Source organism: Streptomyces sp. DH-12 (assembly GCF_002899455.1).
Classification (GTDB): domain Bacteria; phylum Actinomycetota; class Actinomycetes; order Streptomycetales; family Streptomycetaceae; genus Streptomyces.
The window spans coordinates 1,169,072-1,190,461 of record NZ_PPFB01000001.1 but is presented as its reverse complement, the minus strand read 5'-3'; the positions used below and the strand labels follow the sequence as shown (position 1 = coordinate 1,190,461).

Sequence of the window (21,390 nt, the reverse complement as noted above, 5' to 3'; positions counted from 1 at the left end):
ACCCTCATGAGCAGCGAGTCCACCACCATCCGCTGGGAGCAGGACGACACCGGCGTCGTCACCCTCGTCCTCGACGACCCCCACCAGTCCGCGAACACCGTGAACAAGGCGTTCCGCGACTCCTTCGCCGCGATCACCGACCGCCTGGAGGCGGAGAAGGACTCGGTCCGCGGCGTCATCCTCACCTCCGCCAAGAAGACCTTCTTCGCCGGCGGCGACCTGCGCGACCTGATCCGGGTCACCCCCGACACCGCCCAGGACCTGTTCGACGGCGGCCTGGCCTTCAAGCGCCAGCTGCGCCGCATGGAGACCCTCGGCAAGCCCGTGGTCGCCGCCATCAACGGCGCCGCCCTCGGCGGCGGTTACGAGATCGCCCTGGCCTGCCACCACCGCATCGCCCTGGACGCCCCCGGCTCCAAGATCGGCTGCCCCGAGGTCACCCTGGGCCTGCTGCCCGGAGGCGGCGGCGTGGTCCGCACCGTGCGCCTGCTCGGCATCACCGACGCGCTGCTGAAGGTGCTCCTCCAGGGCACTCAGTACAGCCCGCGCCGCGCCTTGGAGAACGGCCTGGTCGACGAGGTCGCCGAGACCCGCGAGGAGATGCTCGCCAGGGCCCGCGCCTTCATCGACGCCCATCCCGAGTCCGCGCAGCCCTGGGACCGGCCCGGCTACCGCATCCCCGGCGGCACCCCGTCGCACCCGAAGTTCGCCGCCAACCTGCCCGCCTTCCCGGCCAACCTGCGCAAGCAGACCGGCGGCGCCCCCTACCCGGCCCCCCGCAACATCATGGCCGCCGCCGTCGAGGGCGCTCAGGTCGACTTCGAGACCGCCCAGGTGATCGAGGCCCGCTACTTCGTGGAGCTGGCCGCGGGACAGACGTCGAAGAACATGATCCAGGCGTTCTTCTTCGACCTCCAGGCGGTCAACTCCGGCGCGGGCCGCCCCAAGGACGTCCCGGCCCGCAAGGTCACCAGGGTCGCCGTCCTCGGCGCCGGCATGATGGGCGCCGGCATCGCCTACTCCTGCGCCCGCGCCGGCATCGACGTCGTCCTCAAGGACGTCTCCCCCGAGGCCGCGCTCAAGGGCAAGGGCTACTCCGAGAAGCTGTGCGCCAAGGCCGTCGCCAAGGGCCGCACCACGCGGGAGAAGGCCGACGCGCTGCTCGCCCGCATCACGCCCACCGCCGAGGTGTCCGACCTCGCCGGCTGCGACGCGGTCATCGAGGCCGTCTTCGAGGACACCTCCCTCAAGCACAAGGTGTTCCAGGAGGTGCAGAACGTCGTCGCGCCCGACGCGCTGCTGTGCTCCAACACCTCCACCCTGCCCATCACCGCCCTCGCCGAGGGCGTCGAGCGGCAGGAGGACTTCATCGGGCTGCACTTCTTCTCGCCCGTCGACAAGATGCCGCTCGTGGAGATCATCAAGGGCGCGCGCACCGGCGACGAGGCCCTGGCCCGCGCCTTCGACCTGGTGCGGCAGATCAGCAAGACCCCGATCGTGGTCAACGACTCCCGCGGCTTCTTCACCTCCCGCGTCATCGGCCACTTCATCAACGAGGGCGTGGCGATGGTCGGCGAGGGCATCGAGCCCGCGTCGGTCGAACAGGCGGCGGCCCAGGCGGGCTACCCGGCCAAGGTGCTCTCCCTGATGGACGAGCTCACCCTCACCCTGCCGCGGAGGATCCGCCGCGAGACGCAGCGGGCCGTCGAGGAGGCGGGCGGCACCTGGACCCCGCACCCGGCCGACGCGGTCGTGGACCGCATGGTCGACGAGTTCGGCCGGACCGGACGCTCCGGCGGCGCCGGCTTCTACGACTACGACGAGAACGGCGGGCGCGGCCTGCTGTGGCCGGGGCTGCGCGAGCACTTCGGCAAGCCCGGACACACCATCCCGTTCCGCGACATGCAGGAGCGGATGCTGTTCTCCGAGGCGCTGGACACCGTCCGCCTGCTGGAGGAGGGCGTGCTGACCTCCGTCGCCGACGCCAACATCGGCTCCGTCCTCGGCATCGGCTTCCCCGGCTGGACCGGCGGCGTCCTGCAGTACATCAACGGCTACGAGGGCGGCCTGCCCGGCTTCGTCGCCCGTGCCCGGGAACTCGCCGAGCGCTACGGCGAGCGGTTCACCCCGCCCGCCCTGCTCGTGGAGAAGGCGGAGAGGGGCGAGGTCTTCACCGACGCCCGCTGATCCGGACGCGGCTCGGCGGGAGGCGGCTCAGCCCTCCTCGTCGAGCCACTCCCGCAGCTCCTCCCTCAGCGACCGCTGGAAGGTGGTGAGCAGCGCCTGCACCACGAGCGGATGCATCCGGGCGGACAGGGACCGCACGTCGCGCGAGTCCTGGTCCGCCACCGCGTCGCGCAGCAGCCGCGACAGCTCACGGGCGGCGGCGCGGGAGTGCTCGGTGAGGACCGCGCGGGCGGCCAGCACCGACTCGTGCGACAGCGGCACGTCCAGCAGTTCCACCCCGAGCCGCAGCAGCCCGGCGTCCACCCGGAAGACCTCGTCGTCCGGGCCGGCGCCGGGCTCGGCGGCCCGCTCCACGACGTCCATCGCCGCGAGCCGCCTCAGCTCCTCCTCGCCCAGCGCGCGCCCCGCCCGGCGCTCCAGCTCCGCGCGGGACACCGCCTCCACCGCGCCCGGCGCCCAGGACGCGACCACCGCCCGCTGCACGGCCAGGTCGCGCACGCTCAGGTCCGGCGGCAGCTGCGCCAGATAGCGTTCGATCGCGGCCAGGGTCATGCCACGGCTCTGCAGCTCCTCGATCAGCTCCAGCCGCGCCAGATGCTCCCGGCCGTAGCGGCCGACCCGCCGGGGACCGAGCACCGGGGGCGGCAGCAGGCCCTTCGTCCCGTAGAAGCGGACCGTGCGCACGGTCACCCCGGCCCGGGCCGCCAGCTCGTCGATGGTCAGGGCCTCGGTCTCGGTCGTCATGTGGAGCAGTATCGCTGTCCCACCGGTGCTGTGACACCTCCGCTGTCAGATCGGCCCGCGAGGTGAGCCCCGGTGTGAGGAGACCCACGGTGTGACGCAGACCATCGCATGCGCACCCGCACATCAGGAAAGGTGCCCCGTCGGTCCGTGCCGTGATCGCATCGCGCCGGCCGAGAGCATGTCGGACAGCCGGGCGCGATCCGCCCGGGCGCACCAGAGAGTGGAACCACGCGTGAGCAAGGACGCCGTCACCACGGCAACGGCCGCACCACCCCGCGCGGCCGCGGCCCCCGCGGACGCGGGCGACGCCGGTTACAGCAAGGACCTCAAGGCCCGCCACGTCAACATGATCGCCATCGGCGGCGCGATCGGCACCGGCCTCTTCCTGGGCGCCGGAGGGCGCCTGCGCGACGCGGGCCCCGCCCTGGCGCTGGCCTACCTGATCTGCGGCGTCTTCGCCTTCTTCGTCGTCCGCGCCCTGGGCGAGCTGGTCCTGTACCGCCCGTCGTCCGGCTCCTTCGTGTCGTACGCGCGTGAGTTCCTCGGCGAGAAGGGCGCGTACGTCGCCGGCTGGATGTACTTCCTGAACTGGTCGACCACCGGCATCGCCGACATCACCGCGATCGCGCTCTACACGCACTACTGGAGCGCGTTCACCGACATCCCGCAATGGGTGCTGGCGCTCGTCGCGCTCGCGGTGGTGCTGGCCGTGAACCTGATCTCCGTGAAGATCTTCGGCGAGATGGAGTTCTGGTTCGCGATCGTCAAGGTCGCCACCCTCGTCGCCTTCATGCTGATCGGCGTCTTCCTCCTCGCCACCCGGCACGAGGTGGGCGGCGGCACGCCCGGCCTGAGCATGATCACCGACCACGGGGGCGTCCTCCCGCACGGTGTGCTGCCGGTCGTCCTGGTGATGCAGGGCGTGATCTTCGCCTACGCGGCCCTGGAACTCGTCGGCGTCGCCGCGGGCGAGACCGCCGAGCCGGAGAAGGTCGTCCCGCGCGCGGTGAACTCCATCATGTGGCGCGTCGGCCTCTTCTACGTCGGCTCCGTCGTCCTGCTCGCGCTGCTGCTGCCCGGTTCGATGTACTCGGCGGGGGAGAGCCCCTTCGTCACCGTGCTGTCGAAGATCGGCGTCCCGGCCGCCGGCGACGTGATGAACCTGGTCGTCCTCACGGCCGCCATGTCGTCCCTGAACTCCGGCCTGTACTCCACCGGCCGCATCCTGCGCTCCATGGCGGCGGCGGGCTCCGCGCCGAAGTTCACCGCCCGCATGAACCGCAGCCAGGTCCCCTACGGCGGCATCCTGCTGACCTGCGCGGTGTGCGTGCTCGGCGTCGGCCTCAACTTCCTCGTGCCGGCCCAGGCCTTCGAGATCGTGCTGAACGTCGCCTCCCTCGGCATCATCAGCACCTGGGTGATCATCATGATCTGCCACCTGGTGTTCGTCCGCCGCGCCCGCGCGGGCCTCGTCACCCGGCCGTCCTTCCGGCTGCCCGGCAGCCCCGTCACCGAGACCGTCACCATCGCCTTCCTGGCGTCCGTCCTCGTGCTCATGTGGAACGACCCCGAGGTGGGCCGCAAGACGCTGCTGCTCGTCCCCCTGATCGTCGTGATGCTGGTCGCCGGCTGGTACGGCGGCGTCCGCCGCAAGGTCGGGGCCGGGCGGTGAAGCACCGGCGGCACTGTCGGCGGCGGCCGGTACGGTGCCGCCATGACCGAGATCACGTACCTGCGGGGTGACGCCACCGTTCCGTCGGTGAAGGGCGTCAGGATCATCGCCCACGTGTGCAACGACATCGGCGGCTGGGGCAAGGGCTTCGTCCTCGCCCTGTCCCGCCGCTGGCCCGAGCCGGAGGCGGCGTACCGCGCCTGGCACCGCGGCCGCGCCGCGAACGACTTCGGCCTGGGCGCGGTGCAGCTCGTCCAGGTCGAACGGTACGTGTGGGTGGCCAACATGATCGGCCAGCGCGGCGTCCGCACCGGCAGCAAGGGCGTCCCGGTCCGCTACGAGGCCGTCGACACGGCCCTGGACCGCCTCGCCGGGCACGCCCTCGGGCTCGGCGCGTCGGTCCACATGCCCCGCATCGGCTGCGGCCTCGCCGGCGGCAGGTGGTCACGCGTCGAGCCGCTCGTGGAGCAGCGCCTGGTGCGGCGGGGGATACCGGTCACGGTCTACGACCACGACTGACGTCCCCGCGCCCCCACGCGTCGTCAGGTGCCCTCTTCTGCACGGGAGTTCACCGATGTACCGTCCGGCGCATGCCGATATGCACGCGCCCCACGACCTGGAGAACGCTCGCGACGGCGGCCACCGCCGCCCTGACGGCCACCCTGCTCACCACCCCCGCCGCGGCGGACGCCGCCCCCAGGGAGAGCCGCCCCGTCCACTCCTACGCCGACGCCATTCGCGAGGCCGTCTGGGTGGACACCGGCCTCGACGAGGACCGCGACGGACGCACCGACCGGGTCGCCGTCGACATCGTCCGGCCCCGCGAGGCCGGCCGCAAGGTCCCCGTCATCATGGACGCCAGCCCGTACTACTCCTGCTGCGGGCGGGGCAACGAGAGCCAGACCAAGACCTACGACGCGAACGGCGACATCGCGCGGATGCCGCTGTTCTACGACAACTACTTCGTGCCGCGCGGCTACGCCGTCGTCGGCGTCGACCTCGCCGGGACCAGCCGCTCCGACGGCTGCGTCGACGTCGGCGGCCGCTCCGACATCCAGTCGGCCAAGACGGTCGTGGACTGGCTGAACGGCCGCGCCAAGGCCTACACCAGCCGCACCGGCGGCGAACGGGTCCGCGCCGACTGGACCGACGGCAGCACCGGCATGATCGGCAAGAGCTGGGACGGCACCATCGCCAACGGCGTCGCCGCCACCGGCGTCAAGGGGCTGAAGACCATCGTCCCGATCGCCGCCATCTCCACCTGGTACGACTACTACTTCTCCCAGGGCGCCCCGCTCTACGGCTCCGGCCCCGACCGGCTCGCCCGCCACGTGCAGACGCCCGAGGCCCGCGAGAACTGCACGGAGGTCGCCCGGAAGCTCGTCGACGGCGCCCCGCGCACCGGCGACCGCACCCCGCTGTGGGCCGAACGCGACTACGTGCGCGCCGCGAAGAAGGTCCGCGCCAGCGTCTTCCTGGTGCACGGCATGCAGGACCTCAACGTGCGCATGCAGCACGTCGGCCCCTGGTGGGGCGCCCTCGGCAGGAACGGCGTACGGCGCAAGATCTGGCTGTCGCAGACCGGCCACGTCGACCCCTTCGACTTCCGCCGCGCCGCGTGGGTGCGCACCCTGCACCGCTGGTTCGACCACGAACTCCTCGGCATCGACAACGGCATCGACCGCGAACCCGTCGCCGACATCGAGCGCGCGCCCGACGAGTGGGTCACCTCCACCGCCTGGCCCCCGCGCGGCACGCGCACCGCGACGCTGCGGCCCGCCCGCGCCGCCCAGGAAGGCGTCGGCACGCTCGGCCTGCGCCCGGACCGGGGCACCGCCGCCTTCACCGACGACCCGGCGCTGAGCGAGGCCGACTGGGCCGCCCGGATCGACACCCCGACCCCGGAGAAGGCGGGCTTCGTCACCCGCCCGCTCACCCGCGGCCTGCGCCTGGCCGGCTCCTCCCGGGTCACCGTCACCGTCGCGCCCAGCACCCCGACGGCGCACCTGTCCGCCGTCCTGGTCGACCTCGGCCCCGACACGATCCGCGACTACGCCGACGCCGGGGAAGGCATCGTCACCCTGCCGGAGCGCACCTGCTGGGGGCCGAGCACCGAGGACGACAGCGCCTGCTACCGGGAGACCCGCGCCAAGACCGCCGACGTCGGCCACACCGTCGTCAGCCGCGGCTGGGCCGACCTCGGCGAGCACGCCGGCACCGGCCGGGGCGAACCGCTCGTCCCCGGCAAGCGCTACACCCTCACCCTCGACCTGGCCGCCACCGACCACGTCGTGCCCCGCGGCCACCGGCTCGCGCTGATCGTCGCCGGCACCGACCGCGGCCTGATCGACCCGCCGGCCGACACCCCGACGCTCACCCTCGACCTGGCCCGCACCGTTGCCCGGGTCCCCTTCGTCGGCGGCGCCGCCGCGTTCGCCCGCGCCACGTCCGGACCGCCCGTCGAGGCACCGCACACCGCCCCGGACGGCGTCCGTCCGCCCGCCGCCCACCGAGTCCCGGGGGACACCCGATGACACGCGCAGCGCTCCTCACCGCCGCCGCCCTCGCAGCCCTCGCCGCCCCGCTCCTCACCGCCCCCGCCGCCGGGGCGCACGACACCGGCGCCCCGCCGCGCACCGGCTTCGAACAGAGCCGCGGCGCCCGGTGGACCACCGAGTCCGAGGAACAGCGTTTCCTCGAAGCCGTCGACCGCGCGAGCGACCGCGTCCACGTCACCCGCATCGGCACGACCGCGCAGAACCGCCCGCTGCGGCTCGTCCGCACGGGCGCGAGCCACGCGTCCCACAAGATCCTGCTGGTGTGCAGCCAGCACGGCGACGAGCCCGCGGGCCGCGAGGCGTGCCTCACCACGATCCGCGACCTGGCGTACGCCGAGGACCGCACGACGCGGCGCTTCCTCCGGCGCACCACGGTGCTCGTCGTCCCCACCGCCAACCCCGACGGCCGCGCCGCCGGCACCCGGGGCAACGGCGACGGCGTCGACGTCAACCGCGACCACGTCGCCCTGAAGACCGCCGAGGGCCGCGCCCTGGCCGCCGTCATCCGCGACGAGCGGCCCGACGTGATCTACGACCTGCACGAGTACGGCGCCACCCCGCCGTACTACGACAAGGACCTGTTCGACCTGTGGCCGCGCAACCTCAACACCCGTCCCGCGGTCCACGACGCCGCCCGGTCCCTCTCCCGGGACCACGTCCGCCCCGCCGCCGGGGCGGCCGGCCACACCACCGGCACCTACGGCATCTGGACCGACCCCGTCACCGGTGATCCGATCCGGCAGACCGCCGGCGACGGCCAGGAACGCATCCTGCGCAACATGTCCGGCGTCAAGCACGGCGTCGGCCTGCTCATCGAGAGCCGCGTCGACGCCCTCACCGACGCCGAGAAGGCCGACGAGGCGCTCAACAACCGGCGCAGGGTGACCTCCCACCTCGCCGCGCTGGACGGCCTGATCCGTTTCTCCTCCGGCCACCGCGCGCAGGTGGAGGCGGTCACCGCCCGGGCCCGTGTCACGGGGTACGCGGACCGCGGCCCGGTGTACCTCGGCGGCGCCGACAACGAGACGCCCGAACCGTCCGAGGTGCTCGCCGACCCGCCGTGCGGCTACCGTCTCACCGCAGGCCAGTACGCGGACGTGGGCGACGAGCTGGCCCTGCACGGCGTACGGGTCCGGCGGGACGGCGACGGGGTGCTCGTACCGCTGCGGCAGTCGCTGCGGGCGCTCGTCCCGCTCCTCCTGGACAGCCGCGCCGCGTACCACCTGGCCGAGGGGGAGGCGCTCACGTCCTGCCGATGAGGTGAGTTTTGCGCCAACGGTGGTAAGGGCCTATCGGGAAGAGGGCTCTCCGCCCGACAGGCCCGGACGAAAGGTTCCACCCGTGACGCAGGACGACCAGAGCGACAAGGACCCCACGGCAGGCCCGCTGCCCGGCTCCGAAGCGGGCCTGCCCGGCCGGGGCAGGCCCCGCACCGACCGGGTGGTGTTCGGCGTCACCGCCGTGCTCACCCTGGCCTTCGTCCTGTGGGGAGCCGTCTGGACGGACTCGCTGGAGAACGTCTCCACCGATCTGCTGAGCGGACTGATGCACAACGGCGGCTGGGGCTTCATGCTGGCCGCCTCCGGCTTCGTGGTGTTCGCCCTGTGGCTGGCCGCCAGCCGGTACGGCCGCATCACGCTCGGCGCCGAGGGCGAGGAGCCGGAGTTCCGCACGGTGTCCTGGATCGCCATGATGTTCAGCGCCGGCATGGGGATCGGCCTGATGTTCTGGGGCGTGAGCGAGCCGCTCGCGCACTACGACACGCCGCCGCCCGGGACCAGCCCGCAGGACTCCGGCGACCGCATGTCGACGGCCATGGCCACCACGCTGTTCCACTGGACGCTCCACCCGTGGGCCATCTACGCGGTGGTCGGCCTCGCCATCGCCTACAGCACCTTCCGGCGCCGCCGCCGGCAGACCGTCAGCGCCGTGTTCACCCCGCTCATCGGCGAGCGGAACGCCAACGGCACCGGCGGCCGGGTCATCGACGTGCTCGCCATCATCGCGACCGTCTTCGGCTCGGCGGCCTCCCTGGGCCTCGGCGCGCTGCAGATCGGCTCCGGCGTGGAGAAGCTCGGCTGGATGGACAAGGTCGGCACCGGCCTGCTGGTCTCCGTCATCGCCGTGCTGACCGTGGCGTTCGTGGCGTCCGCGGTGTCCGGTGTGGAGAAGGGCATCCAGTGGCTGTCCAACACCAACATGGTGCTGGCGCTGCTCCTCGCCGTGTTCGTGTTCGTCGCGGGCCCGACCGTGATCATCCTGGACCTGCTGCCGACCTCGGTCTTCGCGTACCTCGGCGAGCTGCCGGCCCTGGCCGGCCGCACCGAGATCAGCGGCGGCGAGGGCGTCGCCGACTGGCTGGGCAGCTGGACGGTCTTCTACTGGGCGTGGTGGATCTCGTGGACGCCGTTCGTCGGCATGTTCATCGCCCGCATCAGCCGCGGCCGGACGATCCGTCAGTTCATCGGCGGCGTCATCCTCGTGCCCAGCGCGGTCAGCCTGGTCTGGTTCGCCGTCTTCGGCGGTTCGGCGATGCGCCTCCAGGAACAGAACCGCCTCGGCGACGAGACCACGCCCGAGGGCAGGCTGTTCGCCGTGCTGCAGGAGTACCCGATCGCCACCGCCACCAGCCTGCTGGTGATGGTCCTCGTGGGCATCTTCTTCGTCTCGGGCGCCGACGCGGCCTCGGTCGTGATGGGCACCCTGTCGCAGAAGGGCTCCCTGGAGCCGAGCCGCTGGGCCGTGGTGTTCTGGGGCGTGGTGACCGGGGCCGTGGCGGCCATCATGCTGCTGGTCGGCAGCGGTCAGGGCGACGCCCTGACCGGTCTGCAGAACCTCACCATCCTCGCCGCCGCGCCGTTCGTGATCGTGATGCTCTTCATGTGTGTGGCGCTCATGCGCGACCTGCGCCGCGACCCGCTCGTCGTCCGCGACAAGATGGCCAGCGAGGCGGTCGAACTCGCGGTCATCGAGGGCCACACCAAGTACGACGGCGAGTTCGAGCTGCGGGTCGGCCCCGGCCGCGGCCCGGACGTCGAGGGCGACCCCGTCGGCAAGCACTGACCCGCCCGCGCGGGGCGGACCGTGACGCGGGGGCGGCCGCCGGGCGCCCGCCCCCGCGTCTCACCCGGCGGCCAGCTCCGCCGCCTGCCGCGCACACCCCCAGGCCACGGTGACGCCCGCGCCGCCGTGGCCGTAGTTGTGCACCAGCGCCCGCCCGTCGGGCAGCCGGGTGCGCTCCAGACGGACGGCGTCCCGCGCCGGACGCAGGCCCACCAGGTGCTCCAGCACGCGGGCGTCCGCGATCTCCGGGCGCAGCGCCGCGCACCGCCGCACGATCGCCTCGGCCACCGCCGGGTCGGGGCGGTCGGACCACACGTCCTCCTCGGCCGTACCGCCCAGCAGCAGCCGACCCGGCTGCGGGAAGAAGTACGCCATCGACCCGTCCGCCCCCTCGGTGACCATCCAGGTGCGGAGCCCCGGGTTCTCCACGACGACCAACTGCCCCCGCACCGGCCGCACCGACGGATCCGGCACCAGCTCCCGCGCCGCCAGGCCCGTGCAGTTGACCACCACCGGCGCGCCGGCCTCCGCGAGGTCCGCCACCGCACGCGTCTCGACGGCGCCGCCCGCCGCCGTCAACCGCTGCCGCAAGTACGGCAGATGGACCGGCATGTCGATGAGCGGCAACCGCGCCCACACCCCCCGGCCACCCGGGTACTCCGCCTCCGTCACCGGACGCAGCCCCGGCAGCCGCGCGGCGGCCCACGCGCCGACCTCGTCCATCGGCGTCTCGCCCAGTACTCCCTCGACCATCCGTACGCCCGTGGCCTCCGGCCGCAGCGCCAGCTCCTCGTACACGTCGAGCGACTCCAGCGCCCACGCCCGCGCCGACTCCGGCGGGGCGACGCGGTACGGCCACCACAGAGCGCCCGCGACCGCCGAGGTGGTCGCCCCGACCGGGTCCCGCGTCCACAGCCGCACCCGTACGCCCCGCTCGGCGAGGACCACCGCCGTGGTCAGCCCGACCACGCCACCGCCGACCACCACGACACCGTCGTCCGATTCGCTTCCCATCCGGCGGACGGTAGCGGATGCCCGCGTGCGCGCCCGGGTGCGGTCCTCGAACCCGGCCGGCGCCGCGTCCCGCTGGACCCGCGGCGGTGAAGGGGGAGGCCTGTCTCGTGGCCCGCACCGCCGGAACGGTGCTGGTCACCGCCGTCCGCCGCTGACCGGCCCCCGGCCGGCGCCGCGCCGCCCAGGCCCTGGGGGGGGCCGGCGCATGCCCGCGGCGCCGCGCCGCCCGGCACGCGCTTCCTCGGAGGGGGACCCCAGCCGCGTTGCCGAACCGCCCACGTGGCTGCCGTCACAAGGGCGCTCCGGCGCCTCGCGGTCGCACGCACCGGACCCCGCTCCTCCTCCCGCGCCCGCGGGCCGCACACCCACCCCCTAGGATCGGCGGTCTGATGACCGCCACCCTCGTCGCCAAGAACCTCGCCGCCGGACACGGCGACCGCTCCCTGTTCGCCGGACTCGACCTCGTCGTCGCGCCCGGCGACGTGATCGGCCTGGTCGGAGCCAACGGCGCCGGCAAGTCCACGCTGCTGCGCCTGCTCGCCGGGCTCGCCGCGCCCGAGGAGGGCGAGCTGCGGCTCTCCCCGCCGACCGCCACCGTCGGCCACCTCCCGCAGGAGCCGGAACGCAGGCCCGGCGAGACCGTGCGCGCCTTCCTGGCCCGCCGCACCGGCGTCGCCGAGGCCCAGCGCGCCATGGACGAGGCGACCCAGGGCCTGGTCGACGGCGCCCCCGGCGCGGACGACGCCTACGCGACCGCCCTCGAGCGCTGGCTCGCCCTGGGCGGCGCCGACCTCGACGAACGCGCCGAGGAGGTCACGGCGGGCCTCGGCCTGGACGTCGGACTCGACCAGCCGATGACCGCCCTGTCCGGCGGCCAGGCGGCCCGCGCCGGACTCGCCTCCCTCCTGCTGTCCCGCTACGACGTCTTCCTGCTCGACGAGCCGACCAACGACCTCGACCTGGACGGACTGGAACGCCTCGAACGGTTCGTGAGCGGCCTGCGCGCCGGCACCGTCGTCGTCAGCCACGACCGCGAGTTCCTCTCCCGCACGGTCACCAAGGTCCTCGAACTCGACCTCGCCCAGCGGCGGATCAACCTCTACGGCGGCGGCTACGACGCCTACCTGGAGGAGCGCGAGGTGGCCCGCCGCCACGCCCGCGACGAGTACGAGGAGTACGCCGACAAGCGCGCCGCCCTCCAGGACCGGGCGCGGACGCAACGCGCCTGGATGGACAAGGGCGTGAAGAACGCGCGCCGCAAGGCGGGCGACGACAACGACAAGATCGGCCGCAGGTTCCGCAGCGAGGCCAGTGAGAAGCAGGCCGCGAAGGCACGCCAGACGCAGCGCATGATCGAGCGCCTGGAGGTCGTCGAGGAGCCGCGCAAGGAGTGGGAACTGCGCATGGAGATCGCGGCGGCCCCGCGCTCCGGCACCGTGGTCGCCACCCTGCGGGACGCCGTGGTGCGCCGCGGCGGCTTCACCCTCGGCCCGGTGTCCCTGCGGATCGACTGGGCCGACCGGGTCACGGTGACCGGCGCGAACGGCGCGGGCAAGTCCACCCTGCTCGGCGCCCTGCTGGGCCGCGTGCCGCTCGACGCGGGCCACGCCGCCCTGGGCTCGGGCGTGCTGCTCGGGGAGGTCGACCAGGCCCGCGCGCTGTTCCACGGCCCGGAGGCGCTGCTGGACGCGTTCCGCCCCGCTGTCCCGGACCTGGAGCCGGCCGACATCCGCACGCTGCTCGCCAAGTTCGGCCTCAAGGCGGACCACGTGCTGCGTCCCGCGGCCACCCTCTCACCGGGCGAACGCACCCGCGCGGCCCTCGCCCTCCTCCAGGGCCGGGGCGTCAACCTCCTCGTCCTGGACGAGCCGACCAACCACCTGGACCTGCCCGCCATCGAGCAGTTGGAGTCCGCCCTCGACGCCTATGAGGGCACGCTGCTGCTGGTCACCCACGACCGCCGCATGCTGGACGCGGTCCACGTGACCCGGCGTCTGCACGTCACCGACGGCGCCGTGACCGAGCGGTGAGCCGGTCCCGGGCCCCGCCCGGGGACCGGGACCGCGCACCACCGCTCAGCGGCGGCCGCTCTTCGGGTCCAGCAGACCCGCGCGGCGCAGGGCGTCCGCCATCGCGCCGTCGGCCGGCGCGGACGCCTGACGCGCACCGCCGCCACCGCGGCCCTGGCGCTGCTGCGGGGGCCGTCCGCCGCGCTGCCGACGCTCGCCGCCCGACGGACCGCCCTGCGGGGCCGCCTCGTCGTCGAGCCGCAGCGTCAGCGAGATCCGCTTGCGCGGGATGTCGACGTCCAGCACCTTCACCTTGACGATGTCGCCCGGCTTCACCACGTCCCGCGGGTCCTTGACGAACGTCTTCGACATCGCGGACACGTGCACCAGGCCGTCCTGGTGGACGCCGACGTCGACGAACGCGCCGAACGCGGCCACGTTCGTCACCACGCCCTCCAGGATCATCCCGGACGACAGGTCGGAGATCTTCTCCACGCCCTCCTTGAAGGCGGCGGTCCTGAACGCCGGACGCGGGTCGCGGCCCGGCTTCTCCAGCTCCTTGAGGATGTCGGACACGGTCGGCAGACCGAACGTGTCGTCCACGAAGTCCTGCGGCCGCAGCGAGCGCAGCACCGCCGTGTTGCCGATCAGCGAGGCGACCTCCTGCCCGGTGGTCCTCACCATCCGCCGCACCACCGGGTACGCCTCGGGGTGCACGCTGGACGCGTCCAGCGGGTCGTCGCCGCCGCGGATGCGCAGGAAGCCCGCGCACTGCTCGTACGCCTTCGGGCCCAGCCGGGCCACCTTCTTCAGCTCGGAGCGGGACGTGAACGGCCCGTTGGAGTCGCGGTGCGCCACGATGTTCTCGGCCAGCCCGGAGGAGATGCCGGACACCCGGGCGAGCAGCGGGGCGGACGCGGTGTTGACGTCCACGCCCACGCCGTTCACGCAGTCCTCCACCACCGCGTCCAGCGAACGCGACAGCTTCACCTCGGACAGGTCGTGCTGGTACTGGCCGACGCCGATCGACTTCGGGTCGATCTTCACCAGCTCGGCCAGCGGGTCCTGGAGCCGGCGCGCGATGGACACCGCGCCGCGCAGCGACACGTCCATGTCCGGGAGCTCCTGCGAGGCGAACGCGGAGGCCGAGTACACGGACGCGCCGGCCTCCGACACCATCACCTTGGTCAGCTTCAGCTCCGGGTGCCTGGCGAGGAGTTCGCCGGCGAGCTTGTCGGTCTCGCGGGACGCCGTGCCGTTGCCGATGGCGATCAGCTCGACCGCGTGCTCCTTCGCGAGCCGGGCCAGCTTGGCGATCGCCTCGTCCCAGCGGTTCGCCGGGACGTGCGGGTGGATCACGTCCGTGGCGACGACCTTGCCGGTCGCGTCGACCACGGCGACCTTCACGCCCGTACGGAAACCGGGGTCCAGGCCGATCGTCGCGCGCGTGCCCGCCGGGGCGGCCAGCAGCAGGTCGCGCAGGTTGGCGGCGAACACCCGCACCGCCTCGTCCTCGGCGGCGGTGCGCAGCCGCAGGCGGAGGTCGATGCCCAGGTGCACCAGGATGCGCGTGCGCCAGGCCCAGCGGACCGTGTCCAGCAGCCACTTGTCGGCCGGGCGGCCCCGGTCCGCGATCCCGAAGCGGTGGGCGACGACGCCCTCGTACGACGAGGGGCCGTCCGTGGGCTCCTCCGGCTCCAGGACGAGGTCGAGGACCTCCTCCTTCTCGCCGCGCAGCATCGCCAGCACCCGGTGCGAGGGCAGCTCGGTGAACGGCTCGGAGAAGTCGAAGTAGTCGGCGAACTTGGCGCCCGCCTCCTCCTTGCCCTCCCGCACCTTCGCCGTCAGCCGCCCGCGCACCCACATGCGCTCGCGCAGCTCGCCGATCAGGTCGGCGTCCTCGGAGAAGCGCTCGGTGAGGATGGCCCGGGCGCCGTCCAGGGCGGCCTGCGGATCGGCCACGCCCTTGTCGGCGTCCACGAACGCGGCGGCCGCGGCGAGGGGCTCGACGCCGGGATCGGCGAGCAGTCCCTCCGCCAGCGGCTCCAGACCCGCCTCGCGGGCGATCTGCGCCTTGGTGCGCCGCTTGGGCTTGAAGGGCAGGTAGACGTCCTCCAGGCGCGCCTTGGTCTCCGCGCCCCGGATGCGGGCCTCGAGCTCCTCGGTGAGCTTGCCCTGCTCGCGCACCGAGTCGAGGATCGCCGCGCGGCGCTCCTCCAGCTCCCGCAGATAGCGCAGCCGCTCCTCGATCGTGCGCAGCTGCGCGTCGTCGAGCGTCTCGGTCGCTTCCTTGCGGTAACGGGCGATGAAGGGCACCGTCGAACCGCCGTCCAGCAGTTCCACGGCGGCCCTGACCTGCCGCTCCCGTACGCCGAGTTCTTCGGCGATCCTGCCTTCGATGGACCCTGCGAGGGGTGTCGTCACGTTCCCGTACCGCCTTCTCCACTGAGGTTGCGCGGCAATTGTGGCAGGTGACGACGGTCATCGGGGATCAGGGCGGCGACGCGCCCGGACGCCTCCCGGGCGAACTCAGGCGCGACGGCCGCGCGCGGTGGAGGAAGCACCGCCGAACAGCCGGGCGAGCGCCCGGAACGGCAGGGTCACGACGGTGGCGACGGCGCCGCCGATCTGGCGCAGGACGTCTGCGATGGCACGGAACACGTGTCTCCCCTTTCGTCGTCCGGCCCGTCCGGCCGGACGACTTGCGGGTACCTCGTCCACGCCTCATCATGCGCCCGGCCGCCTGCGCGGGGCACGGCGGAGAAGGCGGGAGAGGCCGGAAGAAGCCGGAAGAAGGGGGAGACGCGTCCCCGTCGCCGAGTGCCGGACCAGGAGCCGGTTCACCCTGACGTGACCGCGTTCCAGGTGAAGCGCGGCGACCTGCGCTCCAGGAACGCCGCCACGCCCTCCGCGGTGTCGTCGCTCGCGGCGGCCGCCTCGTGCCAGTGCTCGTCGCGGTCGGTGCGGCCGTCGGCGAACTCCTTCGCCGCCGCCTGCGTCAGCAGCGACCGGGACGCCAGGATCCGCGTGAACTCGGCGACCCGGGCGTCCAGCGCGCCCGCCGGCAGCACCTCGTCCACCAGCCCCGTGCGCAGTGCCCGCTCCGCGTCGATCAGCTCGCCCGAGAAGAGGAGGTACTTGGCGGTCGCGGGGCCCACCAGCGACACCAGCCGCCGGGTGGCGGAGGACGAGTAGACGATGCCGAGTTTCGCCGGGGTCACCCCGAACCGCGCGCCCTCCTCGGCGAACCGCAGGTCGCAGGCGGCCGCGAGCTGCGCCCCGCCGCCCACGCAGTGCCCGCGCACGGCGGCCAGGGCCGGCTTGGGGAAGGCGGCGAGCGCCTCCTCGGCGGCCACGGCCAGCCGCTGCGCCTCCAGCGGCGACCCCTGGAGCGTGGAGATGTCCGCCCCGGCGCAGAAGGTGCCGCCGTCGCCGGTGAGCACCAGCGCCCGCACGGCCGGGTCCTCCGCCAGCGCGCCGAGCAGCGGCGGCAGGGCCGCCCACATCGCGGCCGTCATCGCGTTGCGCTTCGCGGGATGGCGGATGACGACCGTGGCGACCGAGTCGGCGACGCTGTGCAGCAGTTGCGGCTCCTCCATGCGGCGGATGCTATCCGCCCCGGTCACGGCGGTGTGCGGCGGGCCGGGACCGGCGTTACGACCGGCGCGGGCGGGGGACACGGAGGGCGGGGAGGACGGGGGGACGGGGAAGGACAAGAAGGGGGACGGGACCCGGGAGGCAGCCATGGTCAGGTCCACCGGGAGCGCGGCCCCGCACGGCGAGGCGGAGAAGCTCAACCGCGGCTTCGGCTGGCTCGCCGTGCTCGGGGTGGTCCTCGTCGTCGCCGGACTGATCGGCCTGATCTACACGGCCGCCGCCACACTCACCACGATGCTGCTGTTCGGCTGGCTGCTGCTGGTCGGCGGCGTCGTCGGGCTGCTGCACGCGGTGCAGGCGCGGCACACGAACTTCTTCTGGCTGGGCGTGGTCGTCGCCGCCCTCAACCTCGCGGCCGGGGCGGTGATCCTGAAGACCCCGGAGGCCGCGGCCGAGGCGCTGACCATGTTCGCCGCGCTGCTGTTCCTCACCGGCGGCGTGTTCCGGCTGGCCGGCAGCCTGGTGGTGCGCGGCCCGCAGTTCGGCTGGACGCTGGTGCAGGGCGCCTTCGGACTGCTCCTGGGAATCCTCGTACTGGCCACCTGGCCGAGCAGCAGCCAGTACGTCATCGGTACGTTCTTCTCGCTGTCCCTGCTGTTCGACGGGCTGGGACTGGTCGCCACCGGCTACGGCGGCCGGCGCATCGTGGGCATGGTCGCCGGGAAGTAGGGGCGCGGCCTGCGGGTCCCTCGCCCCGTGCGACCCGAGAAGCGCCTCCGAACGGCACACAACGGGCCCGAACGGTCCCGCGCACGCCCGAGCCGGACGAGAACGGTCGGAAGCGCTCGATATCCGCCGACTTGTGTTCAGTGCGGAAGGACGGAGGCGATCGGTCCCAACACTCGACGTGTGGTGACAAGCGAGCGTGAGGGCGGCGACCCACTGCCGTACGAGGGTGTCTGGCGGTTCACCGCCCCTGCCGTGGACGCCTCGGTGCCACAGGCCCGGCACGCCGTGCGGGACCTGCTGCTGCGGCAGGGCGTGCCGGTCGCGGACGACGTGGTGCAGGGCCTGCTGCTGATCGTCTCCGAACTGGTCACCAACGCCGTCAAGCACGCGGCGCTGCTGTCCCCGATGCTCGCCGTCGAGGTCGCGGTGGGCGCCGAGTGGATCCGGGTGTCCGTGGAGGACAATCATCCCTACCGCCCCACCGCCCTGGAGAACGACTACGGCCGCACCGGCGGCCGGGGACTGCTCCTGGTGCGCGAGATCACGCGGGAGGCCGGCGGGGCCTGCGAGGTGGAGCACACGTCCACCGGCGGCAAGGTGATCTGGGCCGCCCTGCCGCTCAAGCCCGCGCAGCCCCGCTAGCCGCGGCGGCGCGTCCCCGTCCGGGGACGGGGAGGCGGTGAGGCGCTGCCGTCACCACCCGGCCGACGGGCCCGTCAGCTCACGCACGGCGGGCCGGACCGCGTCCAGCACGGTCATGAACCAGGCCGAGAAGGTGTCCTTCGCGTGCCGCTCCGCCAGCTCCTGCGGGGTCACGAACGCCGTCGCGGCGACCTCGTCCCCGTCGGGCCGCACCGGCGACTGCACCATGCCGACGAAGAGGTGGTTGAACTCCTGCTCCACCAGACCCGAGGCCGGGTCCGGGTGGTTGTAACGGACCGTGCCGGCCTCGGCCATCAGCGACGGCGAGACCCCCAGCTCCTCGTACGTCCGCCGGGCCGCCGCCGCGAACGGCGCCTCACCCGGGTACGGGTGGCCGCAGCAGGTGTTCGACCACACACCGGGGGAGTGGTACTTGCCGAGCGCCCGCTGCTGGAGCAGCAGCCGGCCGCGCTCGTCGAAGAGGAACACGGAGAACGCCCGGTGCAGCGTCCCCGGCGGCTGATGGGCGGAGAGCTTCTCCGCGGTGCCGACCGTCACGCCGTCCTCGTCGACCAGTTCCAGCAAGATCGGCTCGGCGGTGCCGTTCGACGGGCTGTTCGTCGCGGTGGCAGGTGTGATCGGCATACCCATCCTTCACTCGGTGTTCCCGCCCCAGTCTGCCGCACGAATCAGGCACTCCCGGCACTCCGGTCCTCTCCCGCATGTCCCGGCCCCGGCGCGACGGGCGGCCGGGCCGGCCGCCGGACGGCACCGGACCCGCGCCGATCGCGCCCGTGGCGGGCGGCGGACATGCGCGTCCCTGGCGTCCGCCGGAGGGGGAGACACTGTCACCCGGACGGAAGACCGTGTCCCCCGGCGCGTTGGCGTGTCCGGAGGCGTGCGTGTCCCCGAAGCGCCCCCCGCGCGCCCGGTGGCACCGGCCCGCTCAGTGGCACAGCCGCGCCTCGTGCTCCGCGTGCCCGCTGGGCTCGAGCTGGAAGGTGCAGTGCTGCACGTCGAAGTGGTCGCCCAGGCATCCCTGCAGCTCGTGCAGCATCTTCTCGTGCCCTATCGCGTTCAGCGTGTCCGCGCTCACGACCACGTGCGCGGAGAGCACCGGCAACCCCGAGGTGATCGTCCAGGCGTGCAGGTCGTGCACGTCCTCGACCCCCGGCGTGTCCAGGATGTGCGCCCGCACCTCGGCCATGTCCACGCCCTTGGGCGCCGCCTCCAGCAGCACGTCGAGCGTCTCCCGCAGCAGCCTCAGGGTGCGCGGCACGATCATCAGCGCGATCACCAGGGAGGCGATCGGGTCGGCGGCCGTCCACCCGGTGGTGACGATCACCAGGGCGGCCACGATCACCGTGACCGAGCCGAGCGCGTCCGCCGCCACCTCCAGGAAGGCGCCGCGGACGTTCAGGCTCTCCTTCTGCCCGCGCATCAGCAGCGCCAGCGACACCAGGTTGGCGACCAGGCCGACGGCGCCGAACACCATCGCCAGACCGCCCTCGGTGTCCGCCGGTGTGATGAACCGCTGGACCGCCTCGTACAGCACGTAGCCGCCGACACCGAGCAGCAGCAGGCAGTTGGCCAGCGCCGCGAGGATCTCCGCGCGGGCCAGCCCGAAGGTGCGCCGTTCACTCGGCGGGCGGCCCGCGACGTGGATGGCGAACAGGGCCATGCCCAGCCCCAGGGCGTCGGTCGCCATGTGGGCCGCGTCCGCGACCAGGGCGAGCGAGTCGGCCAGCAGACCGCCCACGATCTGCACGATCATGACGAAGACCGTGATCGCCAGCGCGATCCGCAGCCTGCCCCGGTACGCCGCGCTGACCGTGCCGCCGGCCGGCACCCCGTGCGCGTGCCCGTGATCGTGGCCTGCCCCCATGCCCGCCGCCGCCCTTCCGCCGCTGTCCTGCCGCTGCTCTTCCGGAGCACAGTGAACTACGGGGCGGGGGTATCCGGCAACGCGGCACTGAACACCGTTGTCATGTGCTCTGACCTGCGGAAACGAATCGTAGGTCAGGTGCGTGGGGAACCCTGGAGGAGCTGCCAGCCCTGCCAGGCGGACTCGACCATCTCGCGCACCGAACGGCGCGCGGTCCAGCCCAGGCGCTCGCTCGCGAGGGCGGCCGAGGCCACCGCGCGGGGCGGGTCGCCGGGACGCCGGGGCTCGACCACCGGGGTCCGCGTGTCGCCGGTGACCTCCCCGATGACCGTGATCAGCTCCCGCACCGAGACGCCCTCGCCGCGGCCGACGTTCAGCGTCAGGTCGCCCTCGACGCCGCCCTCCGACAGCGCGCGCACCGCCGCGAGGTGCGCCTCGGCGAGGTCGGCCACATGGATGTAGTCCCGGACGCAGGTGCCGTCCGGGGTGGGGTAGTCGTCGCCGAAGATGCGCGGGGCCTCGCCGCGGGTGAGCCGGTCGAAGACCATCGGCACGATGTTGAAGACGCCGGTGTCGGCCAGTTCGGGGGCCGCCGCGCCCGCGACGTTGAAGTAGCGCAGGCACACGGTGTCGATGCCGTGCGCCCGGCCCGCCGCCCGCACCAGCCACTCCCCGGCGAGCTTGGTCTCGCCGTAGGGGTTCACGGGGGCGCAGGGGGTGTCCTCGGTGATGAGGTCCACGTGCGGGGCGCCGTAGACGGCCGCGGACGAGGAGAAGACGAAGCGCCGGACGCCCGCCTCCGTGACGGCGTCCAGCAGGGCCGCCAGACCGCCCAGGTTCTCCCGGTAGTAGCGGGTGGGCTGGGCCACCGACTCGCCGGGCTGCTTGCGCGCGGCGAGGTGCAGCACGCCGGTCGCGCCGTGCTCGACGAGCACCTTGGCCAGCAGGTCACCGTCCAGCGCGGAGCCCCTGACCAGCGGAACGCCGTCGGGCAGCCGCGCCGGCATCCCGGCGGACAGGTCGTCCAGCACGACGACCCGCTCCCCGGCGTCCGTCATGGCCCGCACCACATGGGCCCCGATGTAACCGGCTCCGCCGGTGATCAGCCACGTCATGGTGGTCCACCCTAAGGCGAGCCATCGGCGCGGTTTGTGAGCCGGGGCCGGTATCCCCGATGATGAGCGCGGCACGGGAGCGGGCGAACCGCGTCGATCCGGCCGTCGAACGGGCGGTGAACGCGGGCTTCCGCGTATCCGATAGCCTCTGCCGACATGCCGCCCGCAGGGCCTC

At 73.4% G+C, this 21,390-nt stretch carries 17 protein-coding genes; 9 read left to right on the top strand and 8 right to left on the bottom strand.

Features of this window, described 5'->3' with window-relative positions:
- Positions 1 to 6 precede the first annotated feature (6 nt).
- On the top strand, positions 7 to 2,187 hold the full coding sequence (locus C1708_RS04330; RefSeq protein ID WP_106411388.1) for a 3-hydroxyacyl-CoA dehydrogenase NAD-binding domain-containing protein: 2,181 nt from the start codon (positions 7 to 9) through the stop codon (positions 2,185 to 2,187).
- A gap of 27 nt (positions 2,188 to 2,214) precedes the next feature.
- Here C1708_RS04330 and C1708_RS04325 read toward each other — a convergent pair whose 3' ends face one another.
- Positions 2,215 to 2,931: a MerR family transcriptional regulator gene (locus tag C1708_RS04325; RefSeq protein ID WP_106411387.1), complete on the bottom strand. Its 717-nt coding sequence runs from the start codon at positions 2,929 to 2,931 to the stop codon at positions 2,215 to 2,217.
- Positions 2,932 to 3,163: 232 nt separating this feature from the next.
- On the opposite strand from C1708_RS04325, the gene C1708_RS04320 reads away from it, so the two are divergent.
- From C1708_RS04320 to C1708_RS04300, 5 genes are all read left to right on the top strand, one after another.
- A complete protein-coding gene (locus tag C1708_RS04320; RefSeq protein WP_106411386.1) occupies positions 3,164 to 4,603 on the top strand; it encodes an amino acid permease in 1,440 nt (479 codons plus the stop codon).
- Between the two features lie 42 nt (positions 4,604 to 4,645).
- Positions 4,646 to 5,122, top strand: a complete 477-nt coding sequence (locus C1708_RS04315; protein ID WP_106411385.1) for a macro domain-containing protein — start codon at positions 4,646 to 4,648, stop codon at positions 5,120 to 5,122.
- Between the two features lie 71 nt (positions 5,123 to 5,193).
- A complete protein-coding gene (locus C1708_RS04310; RefSeq protein ID WP_106411384.1) occupies positions 5,194 to 7,137 on the top strand; it encodes a Xaa-Pro dipeptidyl-peptidase in 1,944 nt (647 codons plus the stop codon).
- The gene (locus C1708_RS04305; protein ID WP_106411383.1) at positions 7,134 to 8,420 is read left to right on the top strand and encodes a M14 family metallopeptidase; all 1,287 of its coding nucleotides are present in this window, start codon (positions 7,134 to 7,136) and stop codon (positions 8,418 to 8,420) included. The genes C1708_RS04310 and C1708_RS04305 overlap by 4 nt, the downstream gene beginning before the upstream one ends.
- An 82-nt stretch (positions 8,421 to 8,502) precedes the next feature.
- Positions 8,503 to 10,224 carry a BCCT family transporter gene (locus C1708_RS04300; protein ID WP_106411382.1) on the top strand — a complete coding sequence of 574 codons (1,722 nt, stop codon included), beginning with the start codon at positions 8,503 to 8,505 and terminating at the stop codon, positions 10,222 to 10,224.
- A gap of 60 nt (positions 10,225 to 10,284) precedes the next feature.
- On the opposite strand, the gene C1708_RS04295 is transcribed toward C1708_RS04300, so the two are convergent.
- The gene (locus tag C1708_RS04295) at positions 10,285 to 11,238 is read right to left on the bottom strand and encodes an FAD-dependent oxidoreductase (protein WP_106416148.1); all 954 of its coding nucleotides are present in this window, start codon (positions 11,236 to 11,238) and stop codon (positions 10,285 to 10,287) included.
- Between the two features lie 389 nt (positions 11,239 to 11,627).
- On the opposite strand from C1708_RS04295, the gene C1708_RS04285 reads away from it, so the two are divergent.
- A complete protein-coding gene (locus C1708_RS04285) occupies positions 11,628 to 13,268 on the top strand; it encodes an ABC-F family ATP-binding cassette domain-containing protein (protein WP_106411381.1) in 1,641 nt (546 codons plus the stop codon).
- A 45-nt stretch (positions 13,269 to 13,313) separates the two neighbouring features.
- Here the strand turns inward: C1708_RS04285 and C1708_RS04280 are convergent, their stop codons facing one another.
- From C1708_RS04280 to C1708_RS04275, 3 genes are all read right to left on the bottom strand, one after another.
- Entirely contained in the window at positions 13,314 to 15,671 is a 2,358-nt protein-coding gene (locus C1708_RS04280) for a Tex family protein (protein ID WP_106411380.1), read from the bottom strand.
- A gap of 105 nt (positions 15,672 to 15,776) precedes the next feature.
- Positions 15,777 to 15,908, bottom strand: a complete 132-nt coding sequence (locus tag C1708_RS35580) for an LPFR motif small protein (RefSeq protein ID WP_251100090.1) — start codon at positions 15,906 to 15,908, stop codon at positions 15,777 to 15,779.
- Between the two features lie 179 nt (positions 15,909 to 16,087).
- Complete coding sequence (locus C1708_RS04275; protein ID WP_106411379.1) at positions 16,088 to 16,846, bottom strand: enoyl-CoA hydratase/isomerase family protein; 759 nt, start codon at positions 16,844 to 16,846, stop codon at positions 16,088 to 16,090.
- A 145-nt stretch (positions 16,847 to 16,991) separates the two neighbouring features.
- Here C1708_RS04275 and C1708_RS04270 point away from each other — a divergent pair, with 145 nt between their 5' ends.
- Both C1708_RS04270 and C1708_RS04265 read left to right on the top strand, forming a co-directional pair.
- Complete coding sequence (locus C1708_RS04270) at positions 16,992 to 17,573, top strand: HdeD family acid-resistance protein (RefSeq protein ID WP_106411378.1); 582 nt, start codon at positions 16,992 to 16,994, stop codon at positions 17,571 to 17,573.
- 180 nt (positions 17,574 to 17,753) lie between these two features.
- On the top strand, positions 17,754 to 18,215 hold the full coding sequence (locus C1708_RS04265; protein WP_106411377.1) for an ATP-binding protein: 462 nt from the start codon (positions 17,754 to 17,756) through the stop codon (positions 18,213 to 18,215).
- Between the two features lie 51 nt (positions 18,216 to 18,266).
- On the opposite strand, the gene idi is transcribed toward C1708_RS04265, so the two are convergent.
- The 3 genes from idi to galE form a co-directional block, all read right to left on the bottom strand.
- Positions 18,267 to 18,860, bottom strand: a complete 594-nt coding sequence (idi, locus tag C1708_RS04260) for an isopentenyl-diphosphate Delta-isomerase (protein ID WP_106411376.1) — start codon at positions 18,858 to 18,860, stop codon at positions 18,267 to 18,269.
- 301 nt (positions 18,861 to 19,161) lie between these two features.
- The gene (locus tag C1708_RS04255; RefSeq protein ID WP_106411375.1) at positions 19,162 to 20,100 is read right to left on the bottom strand and encodes a cation diffusion facilitator family transporter; all 939 of its coding nucleotides are present in this window, start codon (positions 20,098 to 20,100) and stop codon (positions 19,162 to 19,164) included.
- A gap of 134 nt (positions 20,101 to 20,234) precedes the next feature.
- Positions 20,235 to 21,215 carry a UDP-glucose 4-epimerase GalE gene (gene galE / locus C1708_RS04250; RefSeq protein ID WP_106411374.1) on the bottom strand — a complete coding sequence of 327 codons (981 nt, stop codon included), beginning with the start codon at positions 21,213 to 21,215 and terminating at the stop codon, positions 20,235 to 20,237.
- Between the last annotated feature and the right edge of the window lie 175 nt (positions 21,216 to 21,390).